The following is a 16,541-nucleotide window of genomic DNA, read 5'->3' on the forward strand; positions in this document are numbered from 1 at the left end:
CAGGTTCAGCCCGAGTTGAGTGATACATAAGCCTTAATGAAAAGCCCGTAAGGGCTTTTCATCTATATACGCATCGGCAAAACGTTAATTACCACATTAAATCATCAGGCACTTTAAAATCAGCGTACGGATCGTCTTCGTCTTGCTCTTCCTGACTCAGCGCACTATTTAATACAATACTACTCGCATCTCGCTGCGCAATTTTATCGGCTACGATCGCGGGAATAATTGCGTATTCGTTCTCACCGCTGCTATCAATCACCAAACGAGCAATGGCGAGGCGACCGCTAATCAGCTGAGCCTGAGTCAGCTTATCCACCGTTATTTTTTTAATTAAATTATTATCTGTGAAGTTAAAACCAATATCGCCTTTTGCAATATTGATCCTGTTCATTTCAATAAGCTGCTTCACCTGAGCTTTATACTCTTTAGATAAAGCAGCTTGTTTTTGTTGTTCGCTTAGCTGTTTATCACGCTCAAGCTGTGCTTTTTTATTTTCTTCCACAGCCTCTCTTGCTTCACGAGCCTGAACGCGTGATTTCTTCGCCGTTCTTTGGACTTTGGCCATTTTTTTGCTGGTCACTAATCCCGCTTTTAGCATCTGCTCTTGTAAGGTGAGCTTTGTCATCTTCGTTCCTAAACCCGTTGAATAATATGTGGGATTATACCTGTAATTTTTGAGGCTGCACCAGGTTGCAGGATCCGATCGCGGTGTGGGGTGAGTTTGGAGGGGGCTAGCAGAAACAATGCCGAAATTCTGCTTATGAATGGCGCAGAGATTTCGGCACAGGAACAGTCCGAATGATGTCAGACCTTGAGCAGTTTCGCCGTGGCATCGATGTCTATCTCATCTTCCGAGAAGATTAACGTCGTTCCCTGGAAGGTGGTGATCGCCAGTTTTTTCAGCGAGCGCATTTCACCCGGCTTAGCGGTTGATTTCGGCCTGATACTATTCATCAGGATCCCCACAGACAGCACCACATTTTCTTTATCAATGCCAGTGTCGGCGGGCACTTCTTCGCTGTAAACCAGATAAGACTTGATCGACGTAAGCTTAAGGCGCTCACCCGCGATATAGATGTATTTGCTTTCCGGCACCACTTTCACAGCATAAGCTGACAACCCCTTGTTATTCGTGGTGGGTTCGAAAGTGACCTCCGCATCTTTCTTAATCAGATCAGGATTGGCGACCTTAATCACATGAAAATAACGGTTATCGCCGTTTTCATCTTTGATAAATCCAAAACCTTTATCTTTAAACCAGGTTGTGATCGTTCCGTTCATCGCCATTGTCGCCTACTTAATCGTTTATCTGCTCAGTTTTTGCAGCGCGCAGTGTAAAACACAATGCCTGCGCAGACTACGTCTTTGGGTTAAGTTTTGATGATAAATGTCTGCTCAGCCAGGGAGCATCCAAAATTTGACACAACGCTCGGTTAGTAATGAGCACTTTGGCATGCGACTGTCAGAAACCCTTGCTTCAACACCAAAAAAAGTGGCAAGGAACCCTTGATTGCTACTACAACTGTAAGTTAGATACCTCTTTCTAAGAGGGCTATTTTTTCAATAGCTTCGAGTCTAAAGCCACCAAGATAGGTGTGAAGTAAACGATTTAGATCTTTGCGATTCAAGCAGATAAGATAAATAATCTCAACCAGATATAAATTTAGAAATCCTACTTAAGGAAATTTAAGTATTTTTCCCATTACAATACATTGCCTTGGCATGACACCATCACATACTCAGAAAATGCTGGATAATCTTTTACTTTTCATAGTATTGTTCGATTGGCAGGTACGAAGGCATGCCATTTATTCAACGACACGCCTGTATTATCATCAAAAAAAGGTGACTAAATCACAGCCGCACCTTTCGTATACCAGGGTTGTTGTCCCAAACAGTTTTTTACATCTAAGATTTCCACATGCTTAAGCTTTTTCTTCCCTATACTGTCGTCAATAATCTGATAAATCCTAAGATATTTTCCTGTTTCAAGATTCTGATTTTCAAAGTCAACCGTAACATAATAGAATGCACCGGATTGAGGTTTAAAAGTAATTACGCTCTCAGACACAGTTGCTTTAGGTGAAAAGAAGTTTTTACTACCTGTTTCCCCAGTGTAGATTACTCTTATAGCAAGATTATCATTAGCACTGACCCAGAACTCCTGACTACCTTTTCCCATTCCTTCAGCTTCAGGAACACCTATTTTTTTACTGTCAGAAAACGAACTTCCGCCAAAAATAACTCGCGGTACAAAACCATTATTTTTTGAATATAAATCAATACAATCTTTGGTTTCTGGATAGACCCTAACTTGATTAAAGCCAATATTAAATGCAATTCCAGATTTTTTGTTCCCTGAATAATCCGTTAAGCTTCTATTATAGTCGCGCACTGTAGAAAGTGTTGAGCAACCTGTTAATAATAAAACCCCAACTAATCCCATCAAAAATTTCAATTGAAATACTCCTGTTTAAAATTAATGCTATCCTGCTCATCACACTGCCTTTCTCTATCGGGACCAAACCCGTGTTCCCCATCAGCACCTTCTTTTTTGAAACATAATATATCAGAGGGAAGTATCTCCGAATGAGATGATACTCTAATCTATGCATAGTGAATGGTTGAACAGCTATTCATTCTATTTTTGATTTAGGCTATATACTGCAATGATTTTTCTTCCCCAATTGCAAGCACATTCACCTTTTCGGCATAGTCCGCAATCGTATATAGCTTTGTTACTGCACCAAACGAAGGAAACGAACAGTCACCAGTAGCAGAAAGTGCCACGTAATGCGGCAATTGCAGTACTACAAAAATAGTTTTATGCCTCAGTGAGCGTGGCTTTAACACTATTATCACGATTACAGAGGCATAGGACGCCCTCACATTGAGGACATACGTGGCTATAAAATATCAATGCCACGATCCACAAATGAATGCAAAACAACGTGCCAAGGCTATTTAACTGACATCACCACCGTTAGTAGCAATCACTTTCTTATACCAGTGGAACGATTTCTTCTTATAGCGATTGCCGCTGCCGGAAATCGTGTCATCCAGTTCGACATAGATAAAGCCGTAGCGTTTGCTCATCTCGCCGGTAGACATGCTGACCAGATCGATGCAGCCCCACGGGGTATATCCCATCAGCTCAACGCCGTCGGCAATCGCGTCAGCCATCGCTTCGATGTGCTGACGCAGATAGTTGATGCGATAGTCATCGGCGATGTAGTGCTCTTCATTCGGCTTATCCACCGCACCCAGACCGTTTTCGACAATAAATAGCGGTTTTTCGTAGCGGTCATACAATTGGTTGAGCGCAATTCGCAGCCCCACCGGATCAATTTCCCAACCCCACTCGCTGGCTTCCAGAAACGGATTACGCGCCCCACCCAGCAGGTTGCCGTGGGCTGCTGCCGCATCCGGATCAGTTTTGTAGGTGGTGGAAGACATGTAATAACTGAAGCCGATATAGTCGACGGTGTGCTGCTTAATCAGCTCCAGATCTCCCGGTTGAATATCCAGCGTGACGCCCAGCGACTGCCACAGGCTTTTCGCGTAGTAGGGATATTTCCCGCCCGCCTGCACGTCCGCACAGTAAAAGTTAAATGACTGCGTCTCTTTCAGCGCCGCCAACTGATTGATGGGGTTACAGTCATAGGCGTAGTTAGTGGCAAACAGGATCATGCAGCCGATCTGGATCTGCGGATTAGTCTCATGCGCAATTTTCACCGCCAGACTGCTGGCGACAAACTGGTTATGCCACGCCTGGAATTTCGCCTGTGGATCCAGCGCGCCGGTTTGTACCGTCAGCCCCTGACTCATGATCGGGAAGTGGGCAGCGCTGTTGATCTCGTTAAAGGTCATCCAGTACTTCACCTTGTGGCCGAAGCGCTCCAGCACCGTGCGGGCAAAGCGCTCGAAGTGACCGATTAACTCACGGTTTTTCCAGCCGCCAAAGACGGTGGCAAGGTGCAGCGGCATCTCGTAGTGAGAGATCGTAATCACGGGCTCAATGCCGTGGGCAATGCAGGTATCAATCACCTGTTCGTAATGACTCAGCCCCGCTTCGTTGGGCTGCTGCTCAACGCCGTTCGGGTAGATGCGCGTCCAGGCAATGGAAAAGCGATAGCATTTGAAGCCCATCTCGGCAAACAGCGCAATATCTTCACGGAAGCGATGATAGTGATCGATGCCTTTATGGTTAGGATAGGTGTAGCACTGTTCATCGAGCGTGAAGTCAAATGCGTCGGAAGCCACGATATTTAAACGCGCTTTACCGCCGGGAATGGCATCCACAATCGACAACCCTTTGCCGTCGATATTGTAGGCTCCTTCGACCTGATTCGCTGCGGTGGCCCCGCCCCACATAAAGCCGTGCGGAAATCTTTCGCTCATGGCACTTATCCTTTATCAATGCTGATTATTTATCGATGGTGATTCTTTAATGTCGTGGTTCTGCCTGACGTTGCTTTGATTCAACACGACCCGAATGGCGGAAATTCTAGAGGAAAAGAGAGGGTATGAACAGAAATAAGGAACCGGTTGCATATCCGGTACAAGCGGGTCTGGCGGCGTAGCCCCCCCGCCCCGGACAGCGTTATTTTTTCGTTTTCTGAGGCGCTTTTCGCGTGGCTGACTTGCTCGTTTTATCGCGCATCTGGCTCTTTCGATGCGTGGTCTCCACGAGTTTCCTGAACGTCGGACACTCCATATGCGATGGCGCAGAACAGTCGGCAACGTGCCGCAACGTGTCGCGCAATATCGTCAATTCATGGATTTGCCGATCGATGTCGTCGGCCTTCTGATGCAGCGCAGTGCGGGGCAAGTCCGGCATCCCATCCTTGTTAAACATGCCAGCGATTTCTTGCAATGAGAACCCCGCGGATTTCCCCATCGTAATCAACCTGAGTTGCAGCAGCACGTCGGCAGGAAACTGCCGCCGAAGCCCATGGCGGGACACCGAAGCAATTAGCCCAATTTCCTCGTAATAACGCAGCGCCGAAGGCTTGATTCCACTCTTCTCCGCGATTTCGCCTATATCCAGAAATTTCATGCTTGACCTCAAGTCGACTTTAACTTGTAGCATGCTCTGGAACCCACATTCTGACAAGGATAAAAAATGACAATTAACCCACCGGGCGAACCAGAGCACGCCAAATCGGGGGTCACTATCACACTGGCACTCGCAATACTGTCGGCCTCACTGGGAACAAGCATTGCCAATATTGCCCTACCGACACTGACAGAGGCATTTTCTGCGCTCTTCGCGCAGGTGCAGGCCGTTGTCATCGCCTATCTTGCAGCCATGGCGCTTTCGGTTGTGATCGCGGGTCGCCTTGGCGATCGCTATGGGCTGAAACCCGTTTTCATTACAGGTCTTGGACTCTTCGCCATCGCGTCGCTGCTGTGCGCCATTGCCCCCCAGCTGTGGCAACTTATCGCGGCAAGAGCATTTCAGGGGATCGGCGCAGCCTTCCTGATGACGCTCGGCATGGCACTGCTGAGGCAAACAGCCGGTGAGAAGCATGTCGGGCGAGCGATGGGGATATTGGGAACGGTATCTGCACTGGGTACCGCACTTGGCCCTTCTGTCGGCGGCTTCCTGCTTGCGATAGCAGGATGGCGTAGCCTGTTCTGGATACAGATCCCGCTGGTCACGATCGTGTTGTTCATGGCTTTTACCCTACTGCCAGCCACGCCGGTGAAGGAAAAGGCTGTGTTATCAGGGGGATTGCAGCTACAGAACACGACGCTGTTGCCGAACCTCACGATCAATGCCGCCGTCACCGCCATTATTATGACGACGTTAATCGTCGGACCTTACTACCTTGGTCTGGGTCTTGGACTGAAGGAAACGTTGGTGGGACTGGTGATGGCCATTGGCCCTGCCGTTGCGACCTTTAGCGGAATTCCGTCAGGGCGGCTGGTCGATACCTGGGGATTTAGACGGGCACTGATCGCCGGACTTTCTCTCGTGATTGCTGGCACCTTTATGCTAGCAATCTTGCCAACAATGCTTGGCGTCACGGGTTATATCCTTGCCATTATTGTCCTGACGCCAGGCTACCAGCTCTTTCAGGCGGCAAACAACACCGCCACCCTTGCCGAGGTTCCAGGAAATCAGCGCGGTACGGTCTCTGGCCTGCTTAACCTGTCGCGCAATATTGGGCTGATCGTCGGAGCATCGCTTATGGGACAGATTTTCGCTTTGGGTGTCGGTACGGAAGATTTTGCCCATGCCGCCCCCACTTCCCTCGCACATGGCATGCAACTGACCTTCTTTCTGGCTGGCGGTATGGTGGTTGTCGTCCTTGCCTTCACCCATTTGCCAATCTGGAAGCGGATTACTCAATAATCTGTGGGTCTGTTTTCAGGTCACACGCACACACTAATCTAGACGTATTTCATTTCGTGCTAATTCCCGGTGCCATGTTTATGAATTGATCATCCAGTAATTGATCGAACATAAACGTAGCTAATGCTTCACGGGATAACGTCATGGTGTGTTTGGTCTTACCATAAAGCCCCACATTAAGGTGACTCGATGTGGGATGGTTATTAAGAAAGGCGACGCGGACCAACGTCCAATCTAATTCCGAGGCACGGATTGTTTTTGCGAGAGCAATAATGTCCTGATAAGCGCTCGCCATCATTATTTTGATCAACCATGCAGGAATCCGAATTTTCCAGTCCGAACCGTCGTCTGGGTCAGTCGCTGTTCCGGTCGATATCGCAATCAGACGGGTGACATTCTCCTGTTTCATCACCGCAATGATTGACTGCATCGCTCGGGTAATCGGTAACGTTTTAGGGTGCTTCAACGCGGTTGGGCCAAGCGCGGACAGCACCGCATCTGCTCCTTGAATCGCATCTTTCAGCGCTTCTTTGTCAGTTAATTCACCGCGAATAACACGGACGTTTGGATCGTCAAATAAAGAACCTGTACGCGCAAACACCGTCAGTTCTAGTCCGCGCTTAAGGCCCTCGGAAATCAAATAACGCCCTGTTTTCCCCGTCGCACCAAACAGTGTCACTTTCATGTTGTTCCCTTATATATTGATAAAATGTGAAAGGCCAAAAAGAACGAAACTTCAGGTCAGTACGTACTCTCCTTACCGCAACTCGCCAGATGGTGCTCTGTGACGATATCGCCATAAGGCGAAAGGGTGTCACGCGCTGCATTTTGGGTAGCAAAGGAAGCGATCAAAAATACGAGCCCTAGCCCTGCCGGTAAGGCACCGCTAGGCTTACGAACGCCAATGTGCGCAATAGCCGAAAGAAGCAGATGAAAAAACATGCCCGCATAGACCAGATCGCTGAGCGGCACGCTAATACGGGAGAGGATGGCCGCGACAGCAAGGAGCTTCACTGCGGTGAGGATCGGCACAAGATAGCCGGGATAACCAAAGTTAATTATCGTCTGGTGGACCCACTCCTTTTTGGTGATGTATATCGTCGCTGAGGCGATATACAGCAGTGACAACAATGCGGTACTGATCCAGTAAATGTAGTGTGCTTGCATAGTGTTTCCGCAAAGGTATCTTTCAATGTTGGTGCAGAATGTCTGCTAACATGAATCACCGCAAGTAGGATGAAATAGTGATAGTTAGTATGGAAAATAAGACTAATGGCGATCCTGAGATCAACATGCACGAGGAAATGCGCCGGGCATTTGGGCTGCTGGCAGGCAAGTGGAAGCTAGAAATTATGTGGCTGCTCAATCAGCGGATTTATCGCTTTGGAGAGCTCCGAAAAGCGATACCTGGCATTACGCAACACATGCTGACGGCTCAACTGCGCGAGCTGGAAACGGACGGTCTAGTATCTCGCACTGTTTTCGCGGAAGTCCCTCCACGCGTCGAGTATGAAATTACGGATAAGGCTCGGGGGCTTGGACCGACAATGCAGGCGTTAACCGCATGGTGGATGGAGTACGGCCAAACGGTGCCCGTCAAATCTGCTGTGCGGGGACGCACAGCCAGGCCAAAATCGCAGGTAAAGTAATACCTTGAGCACCCCTTACTGCTGGCGAGAGGCGACCTTTGCAAGCTCAGACAATACCGAGGTCGCCTCCTCTAAACGCTCAGGGACGAGCTTGTAGAACACCCAGTTTTTGATGCGCTTCGATGTGACAATCCCGGCTTTCGCAAGATATTGAAGATGACCGGTGACGGTTGGCTGGCTCAGGCCGATCTTCTCGGTGATAAAACCGACACAGACCCCATCGTTAACCAGATCCCCGTCCTGCTGTTCCGGGAAGTGCGCGCGGGGATCGGCCAGCCATTCCAGAATGATGAGTCGTTGCTCATTGCCGAGCGCTCGCAGCAAATCGGCCGTTGTCGCCACATGCTTGTTCATATAGCCAAATACCTATATAGTCATTTCCATATACAGTTGATAGGGAAATACTATGACAAGCGAACACCAAAGGGCAACCGACTCTGTAACGTTGAAAGATATTTACGCCGCCGCTCAGCAAATCAAGGGAACAATAAACAGGACACCGCTGGATCCTTCGTCATCGCTATCCGCCCTTGTCGGTGCCGAAATCCGACTCAAAATGGAAAACCTCCAGCAGACCGGTAGCTTTAAGCTGCGTGGTGCGGCAAACGTTCTTGCCAATCTGGATGCAGAACAGCGCCGTGCTGGCGTTATTGCCCCCACAGCAGGAAATCATGGATTAGGACTCGCCTATGCCGGGCAGGTCGCAGGCATCCCCGTAACCATCTTTTTGCCACGCGCGGCAGATCCAATGAAGGTCGCAGCCATGAAAGGCTGTGGCGCACGTATTACGTTCTTTGATGATATCGAAGAAGCGAGGCAGGCAGCTATCGCCGCTGCGCAGCAGTCAGGTGCCACCTTCGTTTCTGCCTACGACAACCCGCATATGATTGCAGGCGGTGGCACTGTCGGTCTTGAAATCATGGAAGACTGGATGGATGCAGAGATCATCCTGGTGAACATCGGCGGCGGCGGGCTCATCTCAGGAATTGCGACAGCGGCCAAAGCAATCAATCCAGCTATCGAAGTATGGGGGATACAAAGTGAAGCGAGCCCAACGTTCGCCCGCTGGAAAGAAGCGGGTGAAGCGATTCCCGTCGATCTGGCTCCCTCCATCGCCGAGGGCGTGAGTGGCTATATAGAGCCCAGCGCGATGACCTGGCCGCTGGTTCGCGATCGCGTCGATCGTGTGCTCACCGTCTCTGAAGACGAAATCAAAGCCGCGATGCTATCAATGCTCGATCTGTATCGCCATGTCGTCGAGCCTTCAGGGGTGCCCGCTGTCGCGGGAGCCCTTCGCTACGCGAAAGAGATTGGCGGACGCAAAACCGTCTGCGTCATCACCGGCAGGAACATCTCAAGCCAACGCTATCTCACGCTACTTAATGACGCGAAACCCCGTACGGACAAATAGGACAAACATCGTCTTTTCGGCAATACGGAATGAGACGTTACAGCGTGAACCCGTAGTGAGAACCGTCCGGCAGTTCAACATCAAGGCGTAGTTTACTGCCGGTCGCCTCAACATAGCGTTTGAGTGTGGAAAGTTTCAAATCGCGACCGGGCTTCTCCATTCCCGCAATGGTCGGTTGCTTTAATCCAAGCACCTGCGCCATTTCCACTTGCGTTTTTTGCACCCTCTCACGCAGTTCGGCGAGATGAATATTGAGTAACATGTCTGCCGCTATAGCGTGAGCCTCAACGACGACGTCTGGTTTTTCATCCGCAAGAAGCTGTTCCAGCGTTCTGCCCATAGCATTACCCCTTCTTCTCTGATTTTTTCAGATACGTTGTGAACTCCCGATCGGCAAGCGGAATCATCTCATCATAAAAGCGCTTTTCATTGCCGGACTTATTCCCCGCACAGAGGAGGATCCCCGTGCGATGTGGATCGAAAGCAAAAAATGCCCGGATTGGCATCCCTCCGCTCTGAATACGTAATTCTTTCATGTTGCTATACCGGGAGCCTTTTACCGTATCAGCATAAGGCCTGGATAGCATTGGGCCTTTTTCCCGTAACACGATAAGTGCTGCAAGCACATATGCGCGATCCCTATCGTTTAATGTGCTGAACCAGCTATCAAACACGTCCGTCGTTTCAATTTTCCACACAGGGCTACCTCTAATATAGCTCAAATGCTATATAGGTTAAAAGCAATAATGTGAATAATGACGTGGTATAAAACGACATGCACCGACATAACTAAAGAAGCCGAAGCGGCATTCCAGATTTACGATGCAAGTGAAATGACATGCTGCCTCATGCGAACAAGGTCGCATAATGCCGTGATATGTGGGCCGTGGTATGTAGATTGAGTCGATATGGCGATACCATCCGCTAAAACTCTGCGTCTTTTGCGCTAACGCTTTACCACCAGCGAGTCAATTCTGACGACGATCCGCATAGTGATCAGCCCTCTCAGCAATATGCGAGTCTTTCGTTATATCAATATGAATAAGAGATAGAACGGAACGGTATCAGCGAGCTGTGTGAGTTTGTTATGGTATTGACTTAACTCGCTCTCTTTTCATGCATAAGGAGTTTTTGAATGGCTACCTCCCCAACGTATGTGCCGCCAAAAGTCTGGCAACCAGCCTCTTCCGGCGGTGCTTTTGCCAATATTAATCGTCCGATAGCTGGCCCAACGCACGAAAAAGCACTGCCCGTTGGCAAACATCCGCTTCAGCTTTATTCGCTGGCAACGCCGAACGGCGTGAAAGTGACGATCATGCTGGAAGAGCTGCTGGCACTGGGCCATTCAGGTGCCGAGTACGATGCCTGGCTGATTAAGATAGGCGATGGCGATCAATTCTCCAGCGGGTTTGTCGACGTCAATCCGAACTCCAAAATCCCGGCGCTGCTTGACCAAAGCGGCGAGAAACCGATTCGCGTGTTTGAGTCCGGTTCCATTCTGGTGTACCTGGCAGAGAAATTTGGTGCGCTGCTGCCAAACGACCTCGCCACGCGCACGGAAACCCTGAACTGGCTCTTTTGGCAGATGGGTTCCGCCCCTTACGTTGGCGGTGGATTCGGCCATTTCTACGCCTACGCGCCGGAAAAATTCGAATATCCAATCAACCGTTTCACGATGGAAACCAAACGTCAGTTGGATGTGCTCAACCGCCAACTGGCAGAGAATCGCTATCTGGCCGGCGACAGCTATACGATTGCCGACATTGCGGTTTGGCCGTGGTACGGCGGGCTGGTACAAAACGCGCTTTACTCTGCCGGAGAGTTCCTGTCTGTACACGAATATGAGCATGTGATTCGTTGGGCTGACGAGATTGCCGCCCGTCCAGCGGTGATCCGTGGCCGCAAGGTCAACCGCACCTGGGGTGAAGAGTCTGAGCAGGTCGCCGAACGCCATCAGGCATCCGATCTGGATTAATCTTCTGCCGCCTGCCGATCAATGCAGGCGGCATTCTACTTTGTCTTCAGCGCCCTTCTCTATTCCGGCGCGCGACTATCGGTCAATGTTTCTTCCATACTATCGACACCCGCCTGCCGTGAGGCATACCACCCGCTCAGCAGTGCGCCTATCGCACAGACGGTTAATAGCATCACCGGCGGAAGCAGCGTGCCGTCATGTATAAACCCCATAATCACGCCAGCTACCCCGCCAAAAACATACTGCAATACGCCGAGCAGCGAGGAAGCCGAACCGGTCTGACCCGGTGCCGCATTCATCGCCACCGCCACCACATTGCCGAATACCAGACTCAGGAAGCTCATGGTCAGGAATAACAATGCAGTGACAACCCACAGCGATGCAATGCCAGCCAGCAGCACACCGGATAGCACCAGCCCTCCCGCGACATGCAAGGCAATTCCGACAGGCAAGATTTGATATTCACGCCAGCGATTCAGCAGAAAGATATTAATTTGTCCCAGCGCCACCATGCCCAGCGCATTCGACGCAAAAATGTAGCTGTACGTCGTGGGCGACAGGTGAAAGTATTCAATAAAGATGAAGGCAGACGCGCCAATATAGGTAAACAGGCCACCCATCACAAAAGAACCGGACAGCGTATAGCCCATGAATTTTCTCTGCCGTAATAGTGCGGCAAAGCCGGTTAACGCTGACAACGTGCCGCCGGCGACGCGGTCACGCCGCGGCAGGCTTTCCGGTACCCAGCGCCAGGTGGCAAACAACATCAGCATGCCGACAACCGTCAGTACCCAGAAAATGGCTGACCACCCCAGCGAGCCAAGCAGCAGGCTGCCCAACGGCGGCGCGACAATCGGCGCTATCGCCATCACCTGCATGAGCAGCGAGAACACTTTTGCAGCATCGCGCTCCGAGTATAAATCCGCCACGATGGCACGCGGAATCACTAATCCGGCGGCCCCCCCGAGGCCTTGCATGAGGCGGAAAAAGACAAACCACGATAGCGTGGAAGCATGGGCGATCAGCAAGGAAGACGCGGAAAACAGCACAATGCCCAGCAGCAGCGGCCCTTTTCGACCATAGCGATCGGTCAGCGGACCATAGACCAGTTGACCAAGCGCCAGCCCGATCAAAAAGACCGACAGCGAGGTCTGCATTCCCGCCGCGTCCGCCCCGATATCCTGCTGGATCGCAGGGAAAGCCGGGAGATACATATCAATCGACATAGCATCAAACGCACACAGAATGCCTAAAATGCCGATGAGAATAAAACTGCGCGACGCCAATAAAGACGAATCAGACATCGATAACACCTCAAAAATGGACCACTCAATGGTGAATAACCGACAGCAAAGGGGGTGCGAATCGGATAAGATGCGTATTGCTGAGCGCAATATATGACTGACAAGTCGAAAATACAAGGCAATGTGATGGCGCGCAAAAAAACCATTGAAAACGATCTGATTCTGGATGCTGCGGAAAAGGTGCTGCTACGTGATGGCGTGCATCGTTTCACGTTAGATGCGGTTGCCGCCGAAGCAAGCATTAGCAAAGGCGGACTGGTTTACAGCTTTCCCAGTAAAGACCAATTGATCATGACTATGCTGTCGCGTGAGCTCACGCGTTTTGAGCAGGAGGCACAGCAGCAAACCGCACGCTACGCCAACCAGCCTCACGCCGATGTGTTGGGCCACATTACAGCGATTGGTCAGGAAGAAGACGAGACAACATCGCGCGCGGTGGGTCTGCTTACCGCTCTGGTTCACTCCCCTGCGATGCTGGAACCCGTTCGGGAATTTTACCGCACCCGACTGGATCGGTTACGTGACGCTACACCGACCATGCGGCGCATCCGCCTGGCGTTTCTCGCCACAGAAGGCGTTTTTCTGTTGCAGGGACTGGGCTTCGTGGCGCTGGATCGCGAGGAACGGCAGACGATGATTGATGATGCCAAATCGTTGTTTCAGTCGGACGATAACGCCAGTACGCTGACGGCATATATCACTGCGGATCACCGCGTCACATCGTCAGCCTCCATCACCACTTATCAGCAAGAAACGTCTTTCATCCCCACAGGAGAAACGATCTCCGAACAGGCAATCGCCTGGCTGGCAAAGAAAGGCGTTACGCCGAGCGTCACAGGATTGGAAGCGGTGCATTCCCGTGCGGCACATATTGTCGAAACGGCCACAAACATCATCAAACGTGACGGTATCAGCGCCTTAACGCACCGCGCCGTCGCAAGTGAAGCCCACGTGCCGTTAGGGTCGACGACCTACCATTTTAATAGCCTGGACGACATGCTAAATGCCGTGATGAGCAGTGCGATTGCGCTGTTTCGCGATGATATGTTTAGCTGGTTTCACCAGCGTCGCCACGACGACCCGCGCGATGTCCTGACCGATTTTGTCATGCGCGGCATCGAAGATATCGACGATCTGGCGCGTGAGTACGAGCTCTTTACCGCCGCCATTTCACGCCCTTCCCTGCGCCCCATCGCGCTCGAATGGTCTAACACCGTTGTCGCCATCATCAAAGTCGTCACTCCCGACAGCGCCGCGCTGCCGCTGGGTACGCTGCTGAACGGCTTTTTCATCCGTGCACTGCTGGAAAAACACGAACGCACGCTGCCACGCGATCTGATTTATCAGTCGATTTCTGCGCTGTATAACGCCTTCCGCTAAACCATACGGTTTTCTCACGGGAAAGCCGTTTACCCCTCAATGATTGTCGATTTCCTTTTCTCTCTATCTGCCCGCCACAATAAAAACTGTACATATGTACTATTTTTTGCCAAATTATCAAACGCAAATAACTCTCGTTTGCATTCGTACATATGCGCGTCGTTAGGGATGAAAAATAAAAAATGCACAAACCTCAATTCCATACCATAAAACCACTGGCACTGATCGTTGCCGGGCTACTTGGCGCACACGTCGGCACGGCGCAGGCCGCCGACGAGGATGTGATGACCGTCAAGGCCACTGCCGAGCAGGAATTAAAACAGCAGCCAGGGGTGTCGATCATCACGGCGGACGATATTAAAAAAGCGCCGCCCGTTAACGATCTCTCCGACATTATCCGCAAAATGCCGGGCGTGAATCTCACCGGCAATAGCGCTACCGGGGCCAGGGGCAACAATCGCCAGATCGACCTGCGCGGAATGGGGCCGGAAAATACGCTGATTCTTATTGATGGTCGTCCGGTGACCTCACGTAACGCGATTCGCTACGCCTGGGACGGTGAACGGGATACCCGAGGCGATACTAACTGGGTACCAGTAGAAGAAGTGGAACGCATTGAAGTTATCCGTGGTCCGGCGGCGGCACGCTACGGTTCCGGTGCGGCTGGCGGCGTGGTGAACATCATCACCAAACGTCCATCCAACGTCTGGACCGGTTCACTCTCGCTGTACGGCAATCAGCCAGAAAACAGCAAAGAAGGTGCCACACGTCGCGCCAATATCAACCTGAGCGGCCCGCTGGCCGGTGATGCGCTCACCATGCGCCTGTATGGCAATATCAATAAAACCGATTCTGACAGTTGGGATATCAACCGTAACCAGAACGGTTCTGCCGCCGCCGGGCGTGAAGGCGTGCGCAATAAAGACCTCAATACGCTACTGTCCTGGAAACTCTCACCACAGCAGATCGTTGATGTTGAAGCGGGCTATAGCCGTCAGGGCAATATCTATACCGGCGATACACAGTTCAGTGGCGGAGGGGTCATCCCCGAAAGTCTGGCAAAAAGCGGAGCGGAGACCAACCGACTGTACCGCCAGAATTATGCCATTACGCACAACGGTATTTGGGATTGGGGACAATCCAAGCTGGGTCTCGCTTATGACCAAACCAATAACACCCGGCTTGACGAAGGATTATTCGGCCGCTTTGAAGGCTCAATCAATAGCGATCGCTACAGTACCAGCCGTTTGAAAAATCTGCGTATTAACAGTGAGTTGAATATTCCGCTTGATCTTTGGGCCGAACAAACGCTCACACTGGGTGCAGAGTGGAATCGGGAGCAGCTAAACGATCCCTCCGCCAGCAGCTACACAGGAACGACTGGCGATACGATCCCCGGCACATCCGTCAACCCTGCTCAGCGCAGCAGCAAAAATAGCGCCGAACTCAGTGCGCTCTATTTTGAAGACAACATCGAAGTCGTACCCGGCACCAAAGTGATTCCCGGCCTGCGCTTCGATTATCACGATAAATTCGGCGGTAATTACAGCCCCAGCCTGAACATTCAGCAGGAGTTGGGCGAGATGTTCAGCGTGAAAGCCGGTATCGCACGCGCCTTTAAAGCACCAAATCTTTACCAATCCTCTACCGGTTATTTGCTCTATTCGCGCGGTAACGGCTGCCCGTTCGGCGTAGATTATAATAACGGCGGCAGCTGCTACCTGGCGGGCAATGACAATCTGGATCCCGAGATCAGCGTCAACAAAGAAATCGGTCTGGAATTCAAACATGCCGGCTGGCAGGCAGGTGTGACCTACTTCCGCAATGACTATAAAAACAAGATTGTTTCTGGCACCGATATTCTCGGGCTGACGCAGTCAAATGCGGCGATTTTACGTTGGGAAAATGGCGGTAAAGCGCTGGTAGAAGGGCTGGAAGCCAACCTGCTGGTGCCGGTGATTGAGGACACGCTAGACTGGAGCACCAACGCCACCTATATGATTGAGTCAAAAAATAAAGATACCGGTAATCCGCTGTCGATCATCCCGAAATACACCGTCAATACGATGCTGGACTGGCAGGCTACGGATAAACTGTCCGCCAACGTCAGTTGGACGATGTACGGCAAGCAAAAGCCACGTCAGTACGCGACGAACCATATAGAGAGCCAGGCTGGTGGGCTTTCTTCGCGCGAAATCGGCAGCTACTCCGTTGCGGGCGTGGGAGTGAACTACCAGTTTAGCAAGAACCTGCGCGTCAATGCTGGTATCAGTAACCTGTTTGATAAGCAGATTTATCGCGAAGCAAAAGGTGCGTCGACCTACAATGAGCCGGGACGCGCCTACTATGCGGGGGTCACTACCTCATTCTAATCGTCATATTTTTCTGGCAGTAACACCTTTCTGGTTCGGCGTATTCAGGAGCCAGAAAGCACACTATTCAGATAATTAGCGACTAA

17 protein-coding genes are annotated in these 16,541 nt (G+C 50.9%); 6 read left to right on the forward strand and 11 right to left on the reverse strand.

What is annotated here, in order from left to right:
* Window positions 1–88: 88 nt before the first annotated feature.
* The 5 genes from H4F65_RS05975 to H4F65_RS05995 all read right to left on the reverse strand — a co-directional run bounded on the left by H4F65_RS05975 (window position 89) and on the right by H4F65_RS05995 (window position 5,062).
* A complete protein-coding gene (locus H4F65_RS05975) occupies window positions 89–628 on the reverse strand; it encodes a DUF2058 domain-containing protein (RefSeq protein ID WP_010284440.1) in 540 nt (179 codons plus the stop codon).
* A gap of 179 nt (window positions 629–807) precedes the next feature.
* Window positions 808–1,290: a cold-shock protein gene (locus H4F65_RS05980; protein WP_010284438.1), complete on the reverse strand. Its 483-nt coding sequence runs from the start codon at window positions 1,288–1,290 to the stop codon at window positions 808–810.
* A gap of 562 nt (window positions 1,291–1,852) precedes the next feature.
* Entirely contained in the window at window positions 1,853–2,461 is a 609-nt protein-coding gene (locus H4F65_RS05985; protein ID WP_236146231.1) for a hypothetical protein, read from the reverse strand.
* Window positions 2,462–2,967: 506 nt separating this feature from the next.
* On the reverse strand, window positions 2,968–4,404 hold the full coding sequence (locus H4F65_RS05990; RefSeq protein ID WP_010284433.1) for a glycoside hydrolase family 1 protein: 1,437 nt from the start codon (window positions 4,402–4,404) through the stop codon (window positions 2,968–2,970).
* A 202-nt stretch (window positions 4,405–4,606) separates the two neighbouring features.
* The gene (locus tag H4F65_RS05995; RefSeq protein ID WP_039320430.1) at window positions 4,607–5,062 is read right to left on the reverse strand and encodes a helix-turn-helix domain-containing protein; all 456 of its coding nucleotides are present in this window, start codon (window positions 5,060–5,062) and stop codon (window positions 4,607–4,609) included.
* Window positions 5,063–5,128: 66 nt separating this feature from the next.
* Between H4F65_RS05995 and H4F65_RS06000 the strand changes: the two genes are divergently transcribed.
* On the forward strand, window positions 5,129–6,364 hold the full coding sequence (locus H4F65_RS06000; protein ID WP_010284426.1) for an MFS transporter: 1,236 nt from the start codon (window positions 5,129–5,131) through the stop codon (window positions 6,362–6,364).
* Between the two features lie 49 nt (window positions 6,365–6,413).
* Here H4F65_RS06000 and H4F65_RS06005 read toward each other — a convergent pair whose 3' ends face one another.
* On the reverse strand, window positions 6,414–7,049 hold the full coding sequence (locus tag H4F65_RS06005) for an NAD(P)-dependent oxidoreductase (RefSeq protein ID WP_010284424.1): 636 nt from the start codon (window positions 7,047–7,049) through the stop codon (window positions 6,414–6,416).
* Between the two features lie 56 nt (window positions 7,050–7,105).
* Window positions 7,106–7,531 (reverse strand): DoxX family protein, encoded by a 426-nt coding sequence (locus H4F65_RS06010; RefSeq protein ID WP_010284422.1) that lies wholly within the window; start codon window positions 7,529–7,531, stop codon window positions 7,106–7,108.
* An 89-nt stretch (window positions 7,532–7,620) separates the two neighbouring features.
* Between H4F65_RS06010 and H4F65_RS06015 the strand changes: the two genes are divergently transcribed.
* On the forward strand, window positions 7,621–8,013 hold the full coding sequence (locus H4F65_RS06015; RefSeq protein ID WP_010284420.1) for a winged helix-turn-helix transcriptional regulator: 393 nt from the start codon (window positions 7,621–7,623) through the stop codon (window positions 8,011–8,013).
* A 15-nt stretch (window positions 8,014–8,028) separates the two neighbouring features.
* On the opposite strand, the gene H4F65_RS06020 is transcribed toward H4F65_RS06015, so the two are convergent.
* On the reverse strand, window positions 8,029–8,367 hold the full coding sequence (locus H4F65_RS06020) for an ArsR/SmtB family transcription factor (RefSeq protein ID WP_010284418.1): 339 nt from the start codon (window positions 8,365–8,367) through the stop codon (window positions 8,029–8,031).
* Window positions 8,368–8,419: 52 nt separating this feature from the next.
* Here H4F65_RS06020 and H4F65_RS06025 point away from each other — a divergent pair, with 52 nt between their 5' ends.
* Window positions 8,420–9,424, forward strand: coding sequence for a threonine ammonia-lyase (locus tag H4F65_RS06025; protein WP_010284416.1), 1,005 nt, complete (start codon window positions 8,420–8,422; stop codon window positions 9,422–9,424).
* A 37-nt stretch (window positions 9,425–9,461) separates the two neighbouring features.
* On the opposite strand, the gene H4F65_RS06030 is transcribed toward H4F65_RS06025, so the two are convergent.
* Together H4F65_RS06030 and H4F65_RS06035 are read right to left on the reverse strand one after the other, a co-directional pair.
* Complete coding sequence (locus tag H4F65_RS06030) at window positions 9,462–9,764, reverse strand: helix-turn-helix domain-containing protein (RefSeq protein ID WP_010284412.1); 303 nt, start codon at window positions 9,762–9,764, stop codon at window positions 9,462–9,464.
* 4 nt (window positions 9,765–9,768) lie between these two features.
* Entirely contained in the window at window positions 9,769–10,122 is a 354-nt protein-coding gene (locus H4F65_RS06035; protein ID WP_010284411.1) for a type II toxin-antitoxin system RelE/ParE family toxin, read from the reverse strand.
* A gap of 437 nt (window positions 10,123–10,559) precedes the next feature.
* On the opposite strand from H4F65_RS06035, the gene yghU reads away from it, so the two are divergent.
* Window positions 10,560–11,399, forward strand: a complete 840-nt coding sequence (gene yghU, locus H4F65_RS06040; RefSeq protein ID WP_010284408.1) for a glutathione-dependent disulfide-bond oxidoreductase — start codon at window positions 10,560–10,562, stop codon at window positions 11,397–11,399.
* 59 nt (window positions 11,400–11,458) lie between these two features.
* On the opposite strand, the gene H4F65_RS06045 is transcribed toward yghU, so the two are convergent.
* Window positions 11,459–12,703, reverse strand: coding sequence for a multidrug effflux MFS transporter (locus H4F65_RS06045; RefSeq protein ID WP_010284407.1), 1,245 nt, complete (start codon window positions 12,701–12,703; stop codon window positions 11,459–11,461).
* A 93-nt stretch (window positions 12,704–12,796) separates the two neighbouring features.
* On the opposite strand from H4F65_RS06045, the gene H4F65_RS06050 reads away from it, so the two are divergent.
* Window positions 12,797–14,083 (forward strand): TetR family transcriptional regulator, encoded by a 1,287-nt coding sequence (locus tag H4F65_RS06050; protein WP_039320386.1) that lies wholly within the window; start codon window positions 12,797–12,799, stop codon window positions 14,081–14,083.
* A gap of 182 nt (window positions 14,084–14,265) precedes the next feature.
* Window positions 14,266–16,455, forward strand: coding sequence for a TonB-dependent siderophore receptor (locus H4F65_RS06055; RefSeq protein ID WP_010284403.1), 2,190 nt, complete (start codon window positions 14,266–14,268; stop codon window positions 16,453–16,455).
* Window positions 16,456–16,541 lie beyond the last annotated feature (86 nt).

This window comes from Pectobacterium brasiliense (assembly GCF_016950255.1).
Taxonomy (GTDB): domain Bacteria; phylum Pseudomonadota; class Gammaproteobacteria; order Enterobacterales; family Enterobacteriaceae; genus Pectobacterium; species Pectobacterium brasiliense.

Bases quoted from the DNA above. Each gene is read 5' to 3' on its own strand.
- H4F65_RS05980 (WP_010284438.1), bottom strand. From the start codon at position 1,290: ATGGCGATGAACGGAACGATCACAACCTGGTTTAAAGATAAAGGTTTT.
- yghU (WP_010284408.1), top strand. From the start codon at position 10,560: ATGGCTACCTCCCCAACGTATGTGCCGCCAAAAGTCTGGCAACCAGCC.
- H4F65_RS06030 (WP_010284412.1), bottom strand. From the start codon at position 9,764: ATGGGCAGAACGCTGGAACAGCTTCTTGCGGATGAAAAACCAGACGTC.
- H4F65_RS06005 (WP_010284424.1), bottom strand. From the start codon at position 7,049: ATGAAAGTGACACTGTTTGGTGCGACGGGGAAAACAGGGCGTTATTTG.
- H4F65_RS06020 (WP_010284418.1), bottom strand. From the start codon at position 8,367: ATGAACAAGCATGTGGCGACAACGGCCGATTTGCTGCGAGCGCTCGGC.
- H4F65_RS06015 (WP_010284420.1), top strand. From the start codon at position 7,621: ATGGAAAATAAGACTAATGGCGATCCTGAGATCAACATGCACGAGGAA.
- H4F65_RS06025 (WP_010284416.1), top strand. From the start codon at position 8,420: ATGACAAGCGAACACCAAAGGGCAACCGACTCTGTAACGTTGAAAGAT.
- H4F65_RS06000 (WP_010284426.1), top strand. From the start codon at position 5,129: ATGACAATTAACCCACCGGGCGAACCAGAGCACGCCAAATCGGGGGTC.
- H4F65_RS06010 (WP_010284422.1), bottom strand. From the start codon at position 7,531: ATGCAAGCACACTACATTTACTGGATCAGTACCGCATTGTTGTCACTG.
- H4F65_RS06050 (WP_039320386.1), top strand. From the start codon at position 12,797: ATGACTGACAAGTCGAAAATACAAGGCAATGTGATGGCGCGCAAAAAA.
- H4F65_RS05975 (WP_010284440.1), bottom strand. From the start codon at position 628: ATGACAAAGCTCACCTTACAAGAGCAGATGCTAAAAGCGGGATTAGTG.
- H4F65_RS06045 (WP_010284407.1), bottom strand. From the start codon at position 12,703: ATGTCTGATTCGTCTTTATTGGCGTCGCGCAGTTTTATTCTCATCGGC.
- H4F65_RS05990 (WP_010284433.1), bottom strand. From the start codon at position 4,404: ATGAGCGAAAGATTTCCGCACGGCTTTATGTGGGGCGGGGCCACCGCA.
- H4F65_RS05995 (WP_039320430.1), bottom strand. From the start codon at position 5,062: ATGAAATTTCTGGATATAGGCGAAATCGCGGAGAAGAGTGGAATCAAG.
- H4F65_RS06055 (WP_010284403.1), top strand. From the start codon at position 14,266: ATGCACAAACCTCAATTCCATACCATAAAACCACTGGCACTGATCGTT.